Source organism: Pseudomonas sp. GW823-FHT02F05 (assembly GCF_058797315.1).
This window is the reverse complement of record NZ_JBXAJM010000012.1, coordinates 63,587-78,006: the sequence shown is the minus strand read 5'-3', so window position 1 is coordinate 78,006 and position 14,420 is coordinate 63,587. Positions and strand designations below refer to the sequence as shown.

The window sequence follows — 14,420 nt, the reverse complement described above, 5'->3', positions numbered from 1 at the left end:
TTGGTAAGGAATGTTCATGAAGCGCGTCTTGCAGGTTTTTGCGGTGCTGATTGTGCTGGTCGCCCTGGGCGTCGGTTGGTACGTCTACAGCAAACAACCCACGCGCCAGGGCACGGTGATGCTGGCGCACCTGCAAGGCTCGGTCACGGTGCGCTACGACGACCGTGGCGTACCGCATATCCGCGCCGAAAACGAAGCCGACCTGTACCGCGCCCTGGGCTATGTGCATGCCCAGGACCGCCTGTTCCAGATGGAGATCATGCGGCGCCTGGCCCGTGGCGAACTGGCCGAGGTGCTGGGGCCCAAGCTGCTGGAGACCGACAAACTGTTTCGCAGCCTGCGCATTCGCGAGCGTGCCTTGAGCTATGTGGAGCACATGGACCCTGGCTCAGCCTCGTCCAAGGCCCTGCAAGCCTACCTGGACGGGATCAACCAGTATCAGGACAGCCACGCCAGCCCCATGGAATTCGATGTGCTGGGCATCGCCAAGCGCCCGTTTACCGCCGAAGACAGCATCAGCGTCGCCGGGTACATGGCCTACAGCTTTGCCGCAGCCTTTCGTACCGAGCCGGTACTGACCTACGTGCGCGACCGGCTGGGCAGCGCCTACTTGAACGTCTTCGATCTCGACTGGCAACCCAAGGGCGCCCTCAACTTGGCGGCCAGCGATTGGCAGACGCTTGGCGCCATCGCCGCCCTGAGCGAACAGGCCCTGGCCGACAACGGCCTGCCGCAGTTCGAAGGCAGCAATGCCTGGGCCGTCAGCGGCAGCCATACTCAAAGCGGCAAACCGTTGCTGGCGGGTGACCCACATATCCGTTTCTCGGTGCCTTCGGTCTGGTACGAGGCGCAGCTGTCGGCGCCAGGCTTCGAGTTGTACGGCTACCACAACGCGCTGGTACCGGTGGCGTTCCTGGGGCACAACCTGGACTTCGGCTGGAGCCTGACCATGTTCCAGAACGACGACCTCGACCTGATCGCCGAAAAGGTCAATCCGGACAACCCCAACCAGGTCTGGTACCACGACCAATGGGTGGACATGAGCAGCAGCGAGCAGCAGATCCAGGTCAAGGGCCAGGCGCCGGTAACCCTCACCCTGCGCCGTTCGCCCCACGGCCCGATCATCAACGACGTGCTCGGTGAGAACGCCGGCAGCACACCGATTGCCATGTGGTGGGCGTTCCTGGACAGTGAAAACCCGATCCTCGATGGCTTCTATCAGCTCAACCGTGCCGACACCCTGGCCAAGGCACGTGCCGCAGCCGCCAAGGTGTCGGCGCCAGGCCTGAACATCGTGTGGGCCAATGCCAAAGGCGATATCGGCTGGTGGGCGGCAGCGCAGTTGCCGATCCGCCCGGCCGGCGTCAACCCGGCGTTCATCCTCGACGGTAGCACTGCCCAGGCCGACAAGCTGGGTTTCTACCCCTTCAGTGCCAACCCCCAGGAAGAAAACCCGCCGCGCGGCTATGTGGTGTCCGCCAATGCCCAGCCGGCATCGCCCACCGGCATGCCGATCCCCGGTTATTACAACTTGGCTGACCGCGGCCAGCAGTTGAACGCGCAGTTGAGCGACACAAGCGTGAAGTGGGATGTGACCAACAGCCAGGCCCTGCAACTGGGCACCACCACCGCCTACGGCCCACGCCTGCTGGCACCGCTGTTGCCGGTGCTGCGCGAGGTGGTCAAGGACCCGGCGCAACTCAAACTGGTGGAGCAGCTTGCCAACTGGAAGGGTGACTACCCGCTGGACTCCACCAATGCCACGCTGTTCAACCAGTTGCTGTTCAACCTCAGCGACGCAACCTTTCACCCCAAACTCGGCGATGCCTTGTTCAAGACCCTGCTCGGCACCCGCGTGATCGACGCCGCATTGCCCCGCCTGGCCGCGTCGGCAGACTCGCCCTGGTGGAACGGCAATCGGGCCGACACCGTCAAGCTCGCCTGGGACAATAGCCTGGCCCACCTCAAGGCTACGTTCGGCGATGACCCGGCACAGTGGCAGTGGGGCAAGGCGCACACCCTGACCCACGGCCACCCGCTGGGCCTGCAAAAACCGCTGGATAAAATCTTCAACGTCGGCCCGTTCCCGGCACCGGGCAGCCACGAAGTGCCGAACAACCAGACCGCCCCGATTGGCCCGGCGCCGTGGCCTGTGACCTACGGCCCGTCGACACGGCGCCTGATCGACTTCGCCGACCCGGCCCACGCCCTCACCATCAACCCGGTGGGGCAAAGCGGTGTGCCCTTTGATACGCACTATGGCGACCAGGCGCAGAGCTATATCGAGGGCAGGTATGAGCAGGCGCACTTCAGTGAGGAGGAAGTGACGGCCAATACCCGCGGCACCTTGAAACTGCTACCCGCCCGATGATCGTTCCCACGCTCCGCGTGGGAATGCAGCCATGGACGCTCCGCGTCCGCCCTTAGAAGCGGGACGCAGAGTGTCCCAAGAGGCGTTACCACGCAGAGCGTGGGAATGATCATCGGGTGTGAGCCCGCATGCGCCCTGGCGCTTGGCCGTAGGTGTCCTTGAATTTCTTGCTGAACGCCGCCTGGGATTGATAACCCACCTGGGCGGCGATATCGATCAGGCTCAGGCGTGACTGGCGCAGCAGGTTGAACGCCATCTCCATGCGCAATTGGGTGAGCAACACCCAGGGCGATACACCTGCCACTTTGACGAACGCACGCATAAAAGTCGCACGGGACATGCTGGCCGCCGACGCCAGACCATCGATGGTCCATTCATGCCCAGGTTCGGCCAGCATGGCTTGCCAGGCCTTGCTCAAGCGCTTGTCAGCGAGCAAGGCGAAGGTTCCCGCCCCTGGCGCCTGGTCGCTCAGCCAACTGCGCAGGATCAAGGTGAACAGGGCTGACGACAGCGCATTGATAAACGAACGGGCACCCACTTGCTGCCCGTCCGCTTCACTGCGCAGCAACGCTATCAACGCCGCCAGTTGCCCATCGCCTTGCCACTGGCGGCTGGACACCACCAGGTAGTCCGGCAACGCATCGAACAACAGCGATTGGCGGTTGTAGTGAAAGCTGCCACACAGCATATCCACATCCGGCTGTTCACCGCCCAAACGGTGCACGGTCAGCGCACCCCCTTCGATAACGCGAGGCTGCATCGGGCGGATCCGCGCGCCCTGGCTGCGCAGCAAGTGGGTACCGCCACCGGGCATCAGCAGGATATCGCCCTCCTCCAACGTTACATATTGCCCGCCAGACAACTCGGCGCGGCAGGTGCCGCTAAGCACGATGTGATAAGGCGCCACGCCGAGGTTTTCCGGCGCATGGTCCAACGCCCAGTCCCCTTGGAACTGGCAACGCAAATCCAGGCTGCCGCGCAGGTTGGCCAGCGCGATAAGGGTGTCGATGGCATTCATTTGCGAGCATCGGTCAAAAAAATGAGCGGATTGAACAATAGCCGTAGCCTTCAACGCTACAGACTGGCTTCACACCCAACCTGTTCAGGAGTTACCGCAATGTTCAATAACTGGTCCGACTTGCTGCCTACCGTGAAGAAAGCCTTTGGCTCACTGGGCAAGAGCAACCCGAAGATGGTCAAAGCCTACATGGCGCTGGGGGAAGCTGCCGAGGAAAACAATGTACTCGACGCCAAGACCCGTGAACTGATTTCCATCGCGGTGGCGATCACCACCCGCTGCGACGGTTGTATCGGCGTGCATGCCGATGCCGCGATCAAGGCCGGGGCAACCCGCGAAGAAGTGGCGGCCACGCTGGCCACCGCGATCTCGCTGAATGCAGGCGCGGCCTACATCTACTCGTTGCGCGCCCTGGAAGCCTACGACACGCTCAAACCGGCGCCGCAAAGTTAAGCCTGAACTGTTGCGGCGTGACGCCCAGCCGGCGGTTGAACACACTGCGCATGTGCTGGGCGTCGCGAAAGCCGCATTGATAGGCCACGGTTTTAAGCGGTGCGTGGCTGCTTTCAAGCATCACGCGCGCCGCATCCACCCGCGCCCTCTCGACAAATTCCGCCGGCGTAATCCGCGCTTCACGGGCAAACACCCGGGAGAAATTGCGCGCACTCATATTGGCCGCCTTGGCCAGGTCGGCAATGGTCAAGTCTCCCGTCAGGTTGGCCAGCACGTACAGCTGCACCAGCGCCACCGCCGAGGTGGTTTCGGCATGGGGCGTGAGGAACGGGCTGAACTGCGATTGCCCGCCCGAGCGCTGGGTGAACACCACCAGGCGCTTGGCCACGCTCAGGGCCACTTCCGGGCCGTGATCCTGGGCCAGCAAGTACAACGACAGGTCGATACCTGCCGTGACCCCGGCGGAGGTGTAGAGCTTGCCGTCCTGCACATAGAGACGGTCGGCTTCGACCTGGGCCGAGGGACACAGGCGCGCCAGGCTGGCGGCATCGTTCCAATGGGTAGTGACGGTCTTGCCGTCCAGCAGACCTGCACGGGCCAGCATGAAGGCGCCATTGCAGATCGAGCCGAAGCGCTGCGCCTTCGCGGCGGCCGCGCGCAGCCAAGCGTCAAACTCGAAGCCGAAATCCTCGAAGGGTAACTGTGGGCCACCGGCGACCAGCAACAGGTCATAGGGTTGCCGGGCTTCGCTGTAGTGCTTGTGCGCCTGCAGTGACAAACCGTTGGAGGCCGCCATGGCGCCGTGGCCAAAGCCGAGTACTTCCAGCCGATAGTGATCCTCGGGCGCCAGGAAGCGGTTGGCCTCGCAGAACACATCCATCGGCCCGCTCACGTCCAGCGACTGGACACCGGGGAAGATCAGGATGGCGACGGTTTTGCCCATGGTCACAAACACCTTTTTCCAACTGGATAAACGCGCCCCCCTTGTGGGAGCTGGCTTGCCTGCGATGCAGACGACTCGGTACCTCAGGTACACCGAGGTGATGCTATCGCAGGCAAGCCAGCTCCCACAGGGGATCGCCTACATGCTTGGCACGATGTGGCGGCACATTGGCCGGGATCGCCTCCCTGTCGCAATAGCCGCTTCAGGGTCATGGGACCAGACTGAAGTCTTTCCAGAGGAGATCCACCATGAGCACCACCATAGCCGGTATCCAGATCCCTGACAGCGCCTTGGCCAGGGCCACCACCGAATACATCCGCGACGTCGAATCGGACCTGCTCTACCACCATTCGCGCCGGGTCTTCCTGTTCGGCGCCTTGAGCGGTGAGCGCAAGCAATTGGCCTACGACCCGGAGTTGCTCTACGTCGGCGCGATGTTCCATGACCTGGGCCTGGTGGAGGGCCACCGCAGTGACGACGAGCGCTTCGAAGTGGACGGCGCCAACGCCGCCGCCGCATTTCTCAAGCCCTATGGGTTGAGCGATGACGATATCGAACAAGTGTGGTTGTCCATCGCCCTGCACACCACGCCGGGCGTGCCGAAACACCTGCGCCCCACCGTAGCGCTGGTGACCGCTGGTGTGGAGATGGATGTGCTGGGCATGGACTACGCCGCGTTCAGCAGCGCGCAGCGCGAAGCGGTGGTGCATGCACATCCACGGGGTGAAGGGTTCAAGGAGTGCATCATCTGCGCGTTCGCAGACGGCTTGCGCCATCGCCCGCAGACCACGTTTGGCAATGTTAAGACCGACGTGCTGGTGGACCAGGAGCCGGGGTTCAAGCCGATGAATTTTGTGCAGGTGATCCGCACGTCGCCGTGGGCTGCATAGCTAAACCCCACTGTAGGAGCGAGCTTGCTCGCGAAAAACCTGAGAGCGCCGCTGGGTGTCAGGTACCCAGCGTCATCGTTAACGTTCTTCGCGAGCAAGCTCGCTCCTACAGTGGATCGCGTCGGCAGTCAGACCGGCGCTGGCGCCCGGCGCTTGTCCGGCTGCTGCCAGCCATCCGCTGCGGCTTCTTCAATCGCTTGCTGAATAGCCTTCTTGCGATGCTCTTCGGCCCGACGGCTGAAGAACCACACCAGGAAGGTCACCAGCGACACCGCCAACAGAATCAGGCTCGCCACGGCGTTGATCTCGGGTTTAACCCCCAGACGCACCGCCGAGAACACTTCCATCGGCAAGGTGGTGGAACCAGGGCCCGACACGAAGCTGGCCAGTACCAGGTCGTCCAGCGATAGCGCGAACGACATCATGCCGCCCGCTGCCAGCGATGGCGCGATCATTGGGATGGTGATCAGGAAGAACACCTTCCATGGCCGTGCGCCCAAGTCCATCGCCGCTTCTTCGATCGACAGGTCCAGCTCACGCAAGCGCGCCGACACCACCACCGCCACATACGCCGCACAGAAGGTGGTGTGGGCGATCCAGATGGTGACGATGCCACGTTCCTGGGGCCAGCCGATCATCTGTGCCATGGCCACGAACAGCAGCAACAACGACAGACCGGTGATCACTTCGGGCATCACCAACGGTGCCGTCACCAGGCCACCGAACAGCGTGCGGCCCTTGAACTGGCTGATGCGCGTCAGCACGAAGGCGGCCAGGGTACCCAACGCCACCGCCGCCACCGCCGTGTAGCAGGCGATTTCCAGGGAGCGGGCCACCGAGCCCATCAACTGGGTGTTGTCCAACAGGCCCACGTACCACTTGATCGACCAACCGCCCCACACTGTCACCAGCTTGGATTCGTTGAACGAGTAGATCACCAGGATCAACATCGGCAGGTAGATGAACAACAAGCCTGCGACCAGCATGAAGCTGGAGAAACGAAAGCGCTTCATATCTTGCCCTCCAGCTCTTTGGCTTGGCTGCGGTTGAACAGGATGATCGGCACGATCAGGATCGCCAGCATCACCACCGCCAGGGCAGACGCCACCGGCCAGTCACGGTTGTTGAAGAACTCTTGCCACAACACCTTACCGATCATCAGGGTTTCCGGGCCGCCGAGCAGTTCAGGAATCACGAACTCGCCCACCACCGGGATAAACACCAGCATGCAACCGGCGATGATGCCGTTCTTGGACAGCGGCACGGTGATTTTCCAGAAGCTGTTGAAGGTGCTCGACCCCAGGTCGGAGGCGGCTTCCAGCAGGCTCTGGTCGTGCTTCACCAGGTTGGCGTACAGGGGCAGGATCATGAACGGCAGGTACGAATAGACCACGCCGATGTACACCGCGATGTTGGTGTTGAGGATCTGCAGCGGCTCGTTGATCAAGCCCATGGACATCAGGAAGCCATTGAGCAGGCCGTTGTTGCTGAGGATGCCCATCCACGCATACACCCGGATCAGGATCGCGGTCCAGGTGGGCATCATGATCAGCAGCACCAGCACGGTCTGCATCTCTTTGCGCGCGGTGGCAATGGCGTAGGCCATCGGGTAGCCGATCAGCAGGCACAGCAGCGTGCTGAAAAACGCCATCTTCAGCGAGCCCAGGTAGGCGGCGATGTACAACTCGTCGCCCGCCAGCAAGCTGTAGTTGGCCAGGTTCAGCACCACCTCCAGCTTTTGCTCAACGTAGGTATAGATCTCGGTATAGGGCGGGATCGCCACATCGGCTTCGGCAAAGCTGATTTTCAGCACGATGAAAAACGGCAGTGCGAAAAACAGGAACAGCCAGAGGAAGGGAATCCCGATGACCACCTGCTTGCCATTGGGCACGATGCGATCCAAGCGCCGCTTGAATTTCTTCATGTTCATGAGCGAAGTACCACGCCGCTGTCGTCTTCCCACCACACGTACACCTGGTCACCCCAGGTTGGGCGCTGGCCACGGCGTTCGGCGTTGGCGACGAAAGACTGCACCAGCTTGCCGCTCGGCAGCTCCACGTAGAACACCGAGTGGCCTCCCAGGTAGGCGATGTCGTGCACCTTGCCGCTGGACCAGTTGTGTTCGCAGGTCGGCATTTCGGTGGTCACCAACAGCTTTTCCGGGCGAATGGCGTAGGTCACCGACTTGTCTTCCACCGAGGTGGCGATGCCGTAGCCTACGTAGATGTCGCGGTCCAGGTCCGGGCACTTGAGCACTGCGTGGCCTTCGGCGTCGTCCACCACCTGGGTGTCGAAAATGTTGACGTTGCCGATGAACTCGCACACCAGGCGGCTGGTGGGAGTTTCGTAGATATCGATGGGGCTGCCGATCTGGGCGATCCAGCCCAGGTGCATGATCGCGATGCGTTCGGCCATGGTCATGGCTTCTTCCTGGTCGTGGGTCACCATCACGCAGGTCACCCCAACGCGCTCGATGATCTCCACCAACTCAAGTTGCATCTGCGAGCGCAGCTTCTTGTCCAGTGCGCCCATCGGCTCATCGAGCAGCAGCAGCTTCGGGCGCTTGGCCAAGGAGCGGGCCAAGGCCACACGCTGGCGCTGGCCGCCGGACAATTGGTGCGGCTTGCGCTTGGCGTACTGGCTCATCTGCACCAGCTTGAGCATCTCGGCCACGCGTGCGTCGACTTCAGCCTTGGGGATCTTGTCCTGTTGCAAGCCGAAGGCGATGTTCTGCGCCACGGTCATGTGCGGGAACAAGGCGTAGGACTGGAACATCATGTTGATCGGCCGCTCGTAGGGCGGCATGTCGGTGATGTCCACACCGTCGAGGTAGATGCGACCTTCGGTTGGGCGCTCGAAACCTGCAAGCATGCGCAGCAAGGTGGATTTGCCCGAACCCGAACCGCCGAGCAAGGCGAAGATCTCGCCTTTCTTGATTTCCAGGGACACATCGTCCACGGCAATCGTCTCGTCGAACTTCTTCGTGACCCGGTCGATTTTGACCAGCACCTTTTTCGGTGTCTGGTCGCCCTCGAGGGCTTTCTTATAGGCGCCGGAGGCAACTGCCATTTACGAAACTCCCAAAAAAAACTGTGCAGCCGGCCCAATGCGGGCCAGCCTTGGATAGTTTTAGCCTTACTTGCCCGTCTTGACCTTGGTCCAGCTACGGGTCATTAAACGCTGCACTTTCGGGGGTAGCTCAAAGTTGACGAATGTCCGCTCGAGAACCGCCTGCGGTGGGTAAACCGCTTCGTCGGTGCGTATCGATTGCTCCATCAGTTTGTCCGCCCCTGGGTTAGGGTTGGCGTAACCGACTTGATCGCTGACCTGAGCGATCACCTCAGGCTGCAGCAAATAGTTGATGAAGGCGTGGGCTTCCTTGACGTTGCTGGCATCCTTGGGAATCGCCAGCACGTCGAACCACAGGTTGCCGCCTTCTTTGGGAATCGTGTAGGCGATGTTCACGCCTTTGCCCGCCTCCGCCGCACGGGCCTTGGCCTGGAACACATCGCCGGAGAAACCGGCCGCCACGCAGATGTTGCCGTTGGCCAGGTCCGAGATGTATTTGGAGGAATGGAAGTAGGTCACGTAGGGCCGCACTTTCAGCAGTTTTTCCTCGGCTTTCTTGTAGTCGGCCGGGTTGGTGCTGTTGGGGTCCAGGCCCATATAGTTGAGTACCGCCGGTAGCATTTCATCGGCCGAGTCCATGAACGACACGCCGCAAGTGGCCAACTTCTTCATGTTTTCCGGTTCGAACAACACTGCCCAGGAGTCGATCTTGTCGACACCCAGCACTTCCTTGACCTTGTCGACGTTGTAGCCAATGCCGTTGGTGCCCCACAGGTACGGCACCGCGTACTGGTTGCCCGGGTCGTTCTTTTCCAGGCGCTTGAGCAGCACCGGGTCGAGGTTGGCGTAGTTTGTCAGCAGTGACTTGTCGAGCTTCTGGAACGCTCCAGCCTTGATCTGCTTGCCCAGGAAATGGTTGGACGGAACCACGACGTCGTAGCCGGTACGCCCGGCGAGCAACTTGCCTTCCAGGGTTTCGTTGGAGTCAAACACGTCATACACAGGCTTGATACCGCTGGCCTTTTCGAAGTTGGCCAGGGTGTCGGGGCCGATGTAGTCCGACCAGTTATAAATATGCACCGTCGGTGCGGCCTGTACGCTGGCAGCCAGCGTGATACCTGCACCCACCAGCATGGCTTTGCGAAATAAAGAAATTGGCAAGTGGAGGTCCTCTTGAATAGTTGGGGGCCTTGAAGTTGTTGCCCGGCAACAAAACCGGCGCGCAACTTACCGTCGATAAACCGATCCGGCAAAACTTTCTGTCATTTATTTTCTGTACGGCTGCCACTGTTTGTAGGAGCGAGCTTGCTCGCGAAGAACTCACCGGCAACGCGGGCTATCAGAGGCCCCGCGTTATCGTTGACGATTTTAGCGAGCGAGCTCGCTCCTACAGGTTTGTGCGTTATTTACCGGACTTGATCTTGGTCCAGCTACGGGTCATTTCACGCTGAGTTGCCGCCGGCATGTCGGCAATGGCGTAGAGCTTGGATTGCACTTCGGCCGACGGATAAATACCCGGGTCGCTGGTGATGTCTTTATCGACCAGGGCAGTGGCTTTCTCGTTACCGTTCGGGAAACGCACACTGTTGGTGATCGCGGCCATGACGTCTGGCTTGAGCAGGTAGTTCATGAATGCGTAGGCAGCCTCGACGTTTTCGGCATCCTTGGGAATGGCGACCATGTCGAAGAAGCTGCCAGCACCTTCCTTGGGAATGTCATAGGCGATCTTGACCTTGCCGCCGGCTTCAGCCGCGCGGGTTTTGGCCTGTTCGATGTCACCCGAGTAGCCCACAGCCACGCAGATGTTGCCGTTGGCCAGGTCGGAGATGTACTTGGAGGAGTGGAAGTAGCCGATCGAAGGACGGATTTTCATGAACAGGTCTTCGGCCTGTTTCAGATCAGCCTTCTTCGTAGTGTCGGTCGGCAGGCCCAGGTAATGCAGCGCTACCGGCAGCATTTCGGTTGGCGAATCGAGGAAGCTCACGCCGCAGCTTTTCAGCTTGGCGATGTTTTCCGGCTTCATCAGTACGTCCCACGAGTCGATCTTGTCCACGCCCAGTGCGGCCTTGACCTTCTCCGGGTTGTAGCCGATGCCCATCGAGCCCCACATGTACGGGAAGGCGTGCTTGTTGTCCGGGTCGCTGACCGATACGGCCTTGAGCAGGGATTTGTTCAGGTTGTCGTAGTTGGACAGCTTGGACTTGTCCAGCTCCTGGTAGACACCGGCCTTGATCTGCTTGGCGAGGAAGCTGTTCGACGGCACGACGATGTCGTAGCCGGACTTGCCTGCCAGCAACTTGGCTTCCAGGGTTTCGTTGCTGTCAAAAACGTCGTACACCACTTTGATGCCCGACTCTTTTTCAAAGTTGGCGATGGTGTCCGGTGCAATGTAGTCGGACCAGTTGTAAACGTGCAGCACTTTATTGTCTGCCTGGGCCGCGCCCGCCATTGCACCCATCAGGGACAAGGCGAGGAGGGTCTTGCCAGCGTTCTTCAAACCTAATGCCTTCATTTGGTGATGCTCCAATTTTTTCTTTTTTGGGCCACAAGCGTTGTATGTTTTACGGCCCAACCGAAGGGCAACAAAACAGGGCGACAGTCTGGCAAGTTCAGGGGCCGGCTTTCAACCAAAGCCCCTGCATTTTTAACTGCCCAGTGCACCGCGCACTGAGCCTAGCACTTAGCCCTGCAAGGCAGCCAAAGTCAGGTCCAGGCAATGGCGGGCCTTGGTTACCAGCTCGTCGATTTCAGCCTTGCTGATGACCAGTGGCGGCGAAATGATCATGGTGTCGCCCACGGCGCGCATGATCAGGCCATTTTCAAAGCAGAAGGTTCGGCAGATCATGCCGGCGCCTTTGCCTTCGTGACGCTTGCGCGTCGCCTTATCCTGCACCAGCTCGATCGCACCGAGCATACCGACGCCGCGTACTTCACCCACCAGCGGATGATCGCCCAGTTCCCTCAGACGCTTTTGCAAATACGGTGCCGTTTCGTCGTGCACACGGTTAACGATTTTTTCATCGCGCAGGATGCGGATGTTTTCCAGCGCCACGGCCGCGGCCACCGGGTGGCCGGAGTAGGTAAAGCCGTGGTTGAAATCGCCCCCTTCGTTGAGCACCGCCACCACTTCGTCACGCACGATCAGGCCGCCCATGGGCACGTAGCCCGAGGTCAGGCCCTTGGCGATGGTCATCATGTGCGGCTTGAGGTCGTAGAAATCGCTACCGAACCACTCACCGGTACGGCCGAAGCCGCAGATTACTTCGTCGGCGACAAACAGGATGTCGTACTTGGCGAGGATTTCCTTGATGCGCGGCCAGTACGTGGCAGGCGGCACGATCACGCCACCGGCACCCTGGATCGGCTCGGCAATAAAGGCGCCGACGTTGTCCACGCCCAGCTCCAGGATTTTCTCTTCCAACTGGTTGGCGGCCCACACACCGAATTCCTCGGGGCTCATGTCGCCGCCTTCGCCAAACCAGTACGGCTGCGCGATGTGGGTAATGCCCGGGATCGGCAAGTCGCCCTGCTCGTGCATATAGGTCATGCCGCCCAGGCTGGCGCCGGCCACGGTAGAGCCGTGGTAGCCATTCTTGCGGGCAATGATGGTTTTCTTGTTGGGCTGGCCCTTGATCGCCCAGTAGTGGCGGACCATGCGCAACATGGTGTCGTTGCCTTCGGAGCCAGAGCCGGTGAAGAACACGTGGTTCATGCCAGCCGGCGCGACATCGGAAATGACCTTGGCCAACTCCAATACCGGCGGGTGTGCGGTCTGGAAGAACAGGTTGTAGTACGGCAGTTCTTTCATCTGCTTGGCGGCGGCATCGGCCAGTTCATCGCGACCGTAACCGATCGCCACGCACCACAGGCCGGCCATACCGTCGAGGATCTTGTTGCCTTCGCTGTCCCACAGGTAAACGCCGTGGGCTTTGGTGATGATCCTTGGGCCTTTCTCTTTCAATTGCTTGAAGTCGCTGAACGGCGCCAGGTGGTGATCATTGCTCAAGGCTTGCCATTCACGGGTTTGCGGGTTGTTGCTGGACATACCAATCTCCTAGACTTTTCAGTGAAGGCGCGCCGTTTGAAGGGCGCGCCCGGCGCATCAGACGGCGAAGAGCAGGAATTCCCGCTCCCACGAACTGATCACGCGCTTGAAGTTTTCATGCTCGGCCCGCTTGACCGCGACGTAGCCTGTGATGAATTTTTGCCCCAGATATTTCTCGATGGTCTTGCTGTTTTCCATGCGTTCCAGGGCGTCTTCGATGGTCAACGGCAGGCGCAGGTTGCGTCGCTCGTAACCGCGGCCCACCACCGGCGCGCTCGGGTTATGGCCTTCGACCATGCCGATGTAGCCGCACAACAGGCTGGCGGCAATCGCCAGGTACGGGTTGGCGTCGGCGCCAGGCAGGCGGTTTTCCACGCGGCGATTCTGCGGGCCGGCATCCGGTACGCGCAGGCCGACGGTGCGGTTTTCTTCGCCCCATTCCACGTTCACCGGCGCCGAGGTGTCGGGCAGGAAGCGGCGGAACGAGTTCACGTTGGGGGCGAATAAAGGCAGCAATTCAGGGATGAATTTCTGCAGGCCGCCAATATGGTTGAGGAACAGTTGGCTCATGGTCCCGTCTTCATTGGAGAAGACGTTCTTGCCGGTGGCAATGTCGATGATGCTCTGGTGCAGGTGCATCGCGCTGCCGGGCTCGCCGGTCATGGGCTTGGCCATGAAGGTGGCGGCCACGTCGTGCTTGAGCGCGGCTTCACGCATGGTGCGCTTGAACACCAGGATCTGGTCGGCCAGAGACAGGGCATCGCCGTGACGGAAGTTGATTTCCATCTGCGCGGTGCCGTCCTCGTGGATCAGGGTGTCGAGGTCCAGTTCCTGCAGTTCGCACCAGTCGTAGACGTCTTCGAACAGCGGGTCGAATTCGTTGGCTGCTTCTATAGAGAAGGACTGGCGACCGGTTTCCGGGCGGCCGGAGCGGCCAATCGGCGGTTGCAGCGGGAAGTCCGGGTCTTCGCAGCGCTTGGTCAGGTAGAACTCCATCTCCGGCGCCACGATGGGCTGCCAGCCGCGGTCGGAGTAGAGTTTGAGGACTTTCTTGAGCACGTTGCGCGGCGACAGCTCGATCGGGTTGCCTTGCTTGTCGTAGGTGTCGTGGATCACCTGGGCGGTCGGCTCGATGGCCCAGGGCACCAGGAATACCGCGTTCTGGTCGGGGCGGCAGATCATGTCGATGTCGGCCGGGTCGAGCAATTCGTAATAGATGTCGTCTTCGACATAGTCGCCGGTCACGGTCTGCAACAGAACACTCTCGGGCAGGCGCATGCCTTTTTCGGCAATGAACTTGTTGGTCGGCGAGATCTTGCCCCGGGTAATACCGGTGAGGTCGCCAATCATGCATTCGACTTCTGTGATCTTGTGGTCTTTCAACCAATCGGTGAGCTGGTCGAGGTTGTTACTCATAAATGCCTCTGGGCTGGGTTTCCTGGCATCCATTAAAGGCCAGGCGTTGGTTGACGCAGCATCCGCGTCGTTTTTTCATTCAGGGTAGGAGCTTACCTGCCATTTGCCCATGGGTTGCATTCCTCAGGCCAAAGTTGTGCGCAATTATGATCGGCACGGCGGATGAGGGTCGCTCAGTGGCGTCGGAGATGGCAAAAAGGAGATCGGCCGGGCCG

Annotated in this window: 12 protein-coding genes; 3 read left to right on the top strand and 9 right to left on the bottom strand. The window is 60.6% G+C overall.

Annotated elements, in window-relative coordinates; genetic code table 11:
* The first annotated feature begins 16 nt into the window (after window positions 1–16).
* Entirely contained in the window at window positions 17–2,371 is a 2,355-nt protein-coding gene (locus tag AC1RAC_RS15715) for a penicillin acylase family protein (protein ID WP_492616749.1), read from the top strand.
* A gap of 109 nt (window positions 2,372–2,480) precedes the next feature.
* Here AC1RAC_RS15715 and AC1RAC_RS15710 read toward each other — a convergent pair whose 3' ends face one another.
* Entirely contained in the window at window positions 2,481–3,389 is a 909-nt protein-coding gene (locus AC1RAC_RS15710) for an AraC family transcriptional regulator (RefSeq protein WP_034128990.1), read from the bottom strand.
* 99 nt (window positions 3,390–3,488) lie between these two features.
* Here AC1RAC_RS15710 and AC1RAC_RS15705 point away from each other — a divergent pair, with 99 nt between their 5' ends.
* The gene (locus tag AC1RAC_RS15705) at window positions 3,489–3,842 is read left to right on the top strand and encodes a carboxymuconolactone decarboxylase family protein (protein ID WP_034128991.1); all 354 of its coding nucleotides are present in this window, start codon (window positions 3,489–3,491) and stop codon (window positions 3,840–3,842) included.
* On the opposite strand, the gene AC1RAC_RS15700 is transcribed toward AC1RAC_RS15705, so the two are convergent.
* Complete coding sequence (locus AC1RAC_RS15700) at window positions 3,820–4,785, bottom strand: GlxA family transcriptional regulator (protein WP_034128992.1); 966 nt, start codon at window positions 4,783–4,785, stop codon at window positions 3,820–3,822. The two genes, AC1RAC_RS15705 and AC1RAC_RS15700, sit on opposite strands and share 23 nt — an antisense overlap.
* Window positions 4,786–5,033: 248 nt before the next feature.
* Between AC1RAC_RS15700 and AC1RAC_RS15695 the strand changes: the two genes are divergently transcribed.
* Window positions 5,034–5,675 carry an HD domain-containing protein gene (locus AC1RAC_RS15695; RefSeq protein ID WP_089041499.1) on the top strand — a complete coding sequence of 214 codons (642 nt, stop codon included), beginning with the start codon at window positions 5,034–5,036 and terminating at the stop codon, window positions 5,673–5,675.
* 128 nt (window positions 5,676–5,803) lie between these two features.
* Here AC1RAC_RS15695 and AC1RAC_RS15690 read toward each other — a convergent pair whose 3' ends face one another.
* The 7 genes from AC1RAC_RS15690 to AC1RAC_RS15660 form a co-directional block, all read right to left on the bottom strand.
* Window positions 5,804–6,688: an ABC transporter permease subunit gene (locus AC1RAC_RS15690; protein WP_003195236.1), complete on the bottom strand. Its 885-nt coding sequence runs from the start codon at window positions 6,686–6,688 to the stop codon at window positions 5,804–5,806.
* Window positions 6,685–7,605, bottom strand: coding sequence for an ABC transporter permease subunit (locus AC1RAC_RS15685; RefSeq protein ID WP_003195238.1), 921 nt, complete (start codon window positions 7,603–7,605; stop codon window positions 6,685–6,687). Before AC1RAC_RS15685 ends, AC1RAC_RS15690 begins: the two co-directional genes overlap by 4 nt.
* Window positions 7,602–8,744, bottom strand: a complete 1,143-nt coding sequence (locus tag AC1RAC_RS15680) for an ABC transporter ATP-binding protein (protein ID WP_003195240.1) — start codon at window positions 8,742–8,744, stop codon at window positions 7,602–7,604. The genes AC1RAC_RS15685 and AC1RAC_RS15680 overlap by 4 nt, the downstream gene beginning before the upstream one ends.
* A 66-nt stretch (window positions 8,745–8,810) precedes the next feature.
* Entirely contained in the window at window positions 8,811–9,905 is a 1,095-nt protein-coding gene (locus AC1RAC_RS15675; protein WP_034128995.1) for a polyamine ABC transporter substrate-binding protein, read from the bottom strand.
* 241 nt (window positions 9,906–10,146) lie between these two features.
* Window positions 10,147–11,241 (bottom strand): polyamine ABC transporter substrate-binding protein, encoded by a 1,095-nt coding sequence (locus AC1RAC_RS15670; protein WP_034129075.1) that lies wholly within the window; start codon window positions 11,239–11,241, stop codon window positions 10,147–10,149.
* A gap of 183 nt (window positions 11,242–11,424) precedes the next feature.
* The gene (locus AC1RAC_RS15665) at window positions 11,425–12,789 is read right to left on the bottom strand and encodes an aspartate aminotransferase family protein (protein ID WP_014720386.1); all 1,365 of its coding nucleotides are present in this window, start codon (window positions 12,787–12,789) and stop codon (window positions 11,425–11,427) included.
* 57 nt (window positions 12,790–12,846) lie between these two features.
* A complete protein-coding gene (locus AC1RAC_RS15660; protein ID WP_003195249.1) occupies window positions 12,847–14,205 on the bottom strand; it encodes a glutamine synthetase family protein in 1,359 nt (452 codons plus the stop codon).
* Window positions 14,206–14,420: the final 215 nt, after the last annotated feature.

Excerpts from the sequence above, each read along its gene's own strand:
- AC1RAC_RS15665 (WP_014720386.1), bottom strand. The coding sequence starts at position 12,789 with ATGTCCAGCAACAACCCGCAAACCCGTGAATGGCAAGCCTTGAGCAAT.
- AC1RAC_RS15660 (WP_003195249.1), bottom strand. The coding sequence starts at position 14,205 with ATGAGTAACAACCTCGACCAGCTCACCGATTGGTTGAAAGACCACAAG.
- AC1RAC_RS15700 (WP_034128992.1), bottom strand. The coding sequence starts at position 4,785 with ATGGGCAAAACCGTCGCCATCCTGATCTTCCCCGGTGTCCAGTCGCTG.
- AC1RAC_RS15695 (WP_089041499.1), top strand. The coding sequence starts at position 5,034 with ATGAGCACCACCATAGCCGGTATCCAGATCCCTGACAGCGCCTTGGCC.
- AC1RAC_RS15705 (WP_034128991.1), top strand. The coding sequence starts at position 3,489 with ATGTTCAATAACTGGTCCGACTTGCTGCCTACCGTGAAGAAAGCCTTT.
- AC1RAC_RS15715 (WP_492616749.1), top strand. The coding sequence starts at position 17 with ATGAAGCGCGTCTTGCAGGTTTTTGCGGTGCTGATTGTGCTGGTCGCC.
- AC1RAC_RS15680 (WP_003195240.1), bottom strand. The coding sequence starts at position 8,744 with ATGGCAGTTGCCTCCGGCGCCTATAAGAAAGCCCTCGAGGGCGACCAG.
- AC1RAC_RS15710 (WP_034128990.1), bottom strand. The coding sequence starts at position 3,389 with ATGAATGCCATCGACACCCTTATCGCGCTGGCCAACCTGCGCGGCAGC.
- AC1RAC_RS15690 (WP_003195236.1), bottom strand. The coding sequence starts at position 6,688 with ATGAAGCGCTTTCGTTTCTCCAGCTTCATGCTGGTCGCAGGCTTGTTG.
- AC1RAC_RS15685 (WP_003195238.1), bottom strand. The coding sequence starts at position 7,605 with ATGAACATGAAGAAATTCAAGCGGCGCTTGGATCGCATCGTGCCCAAT.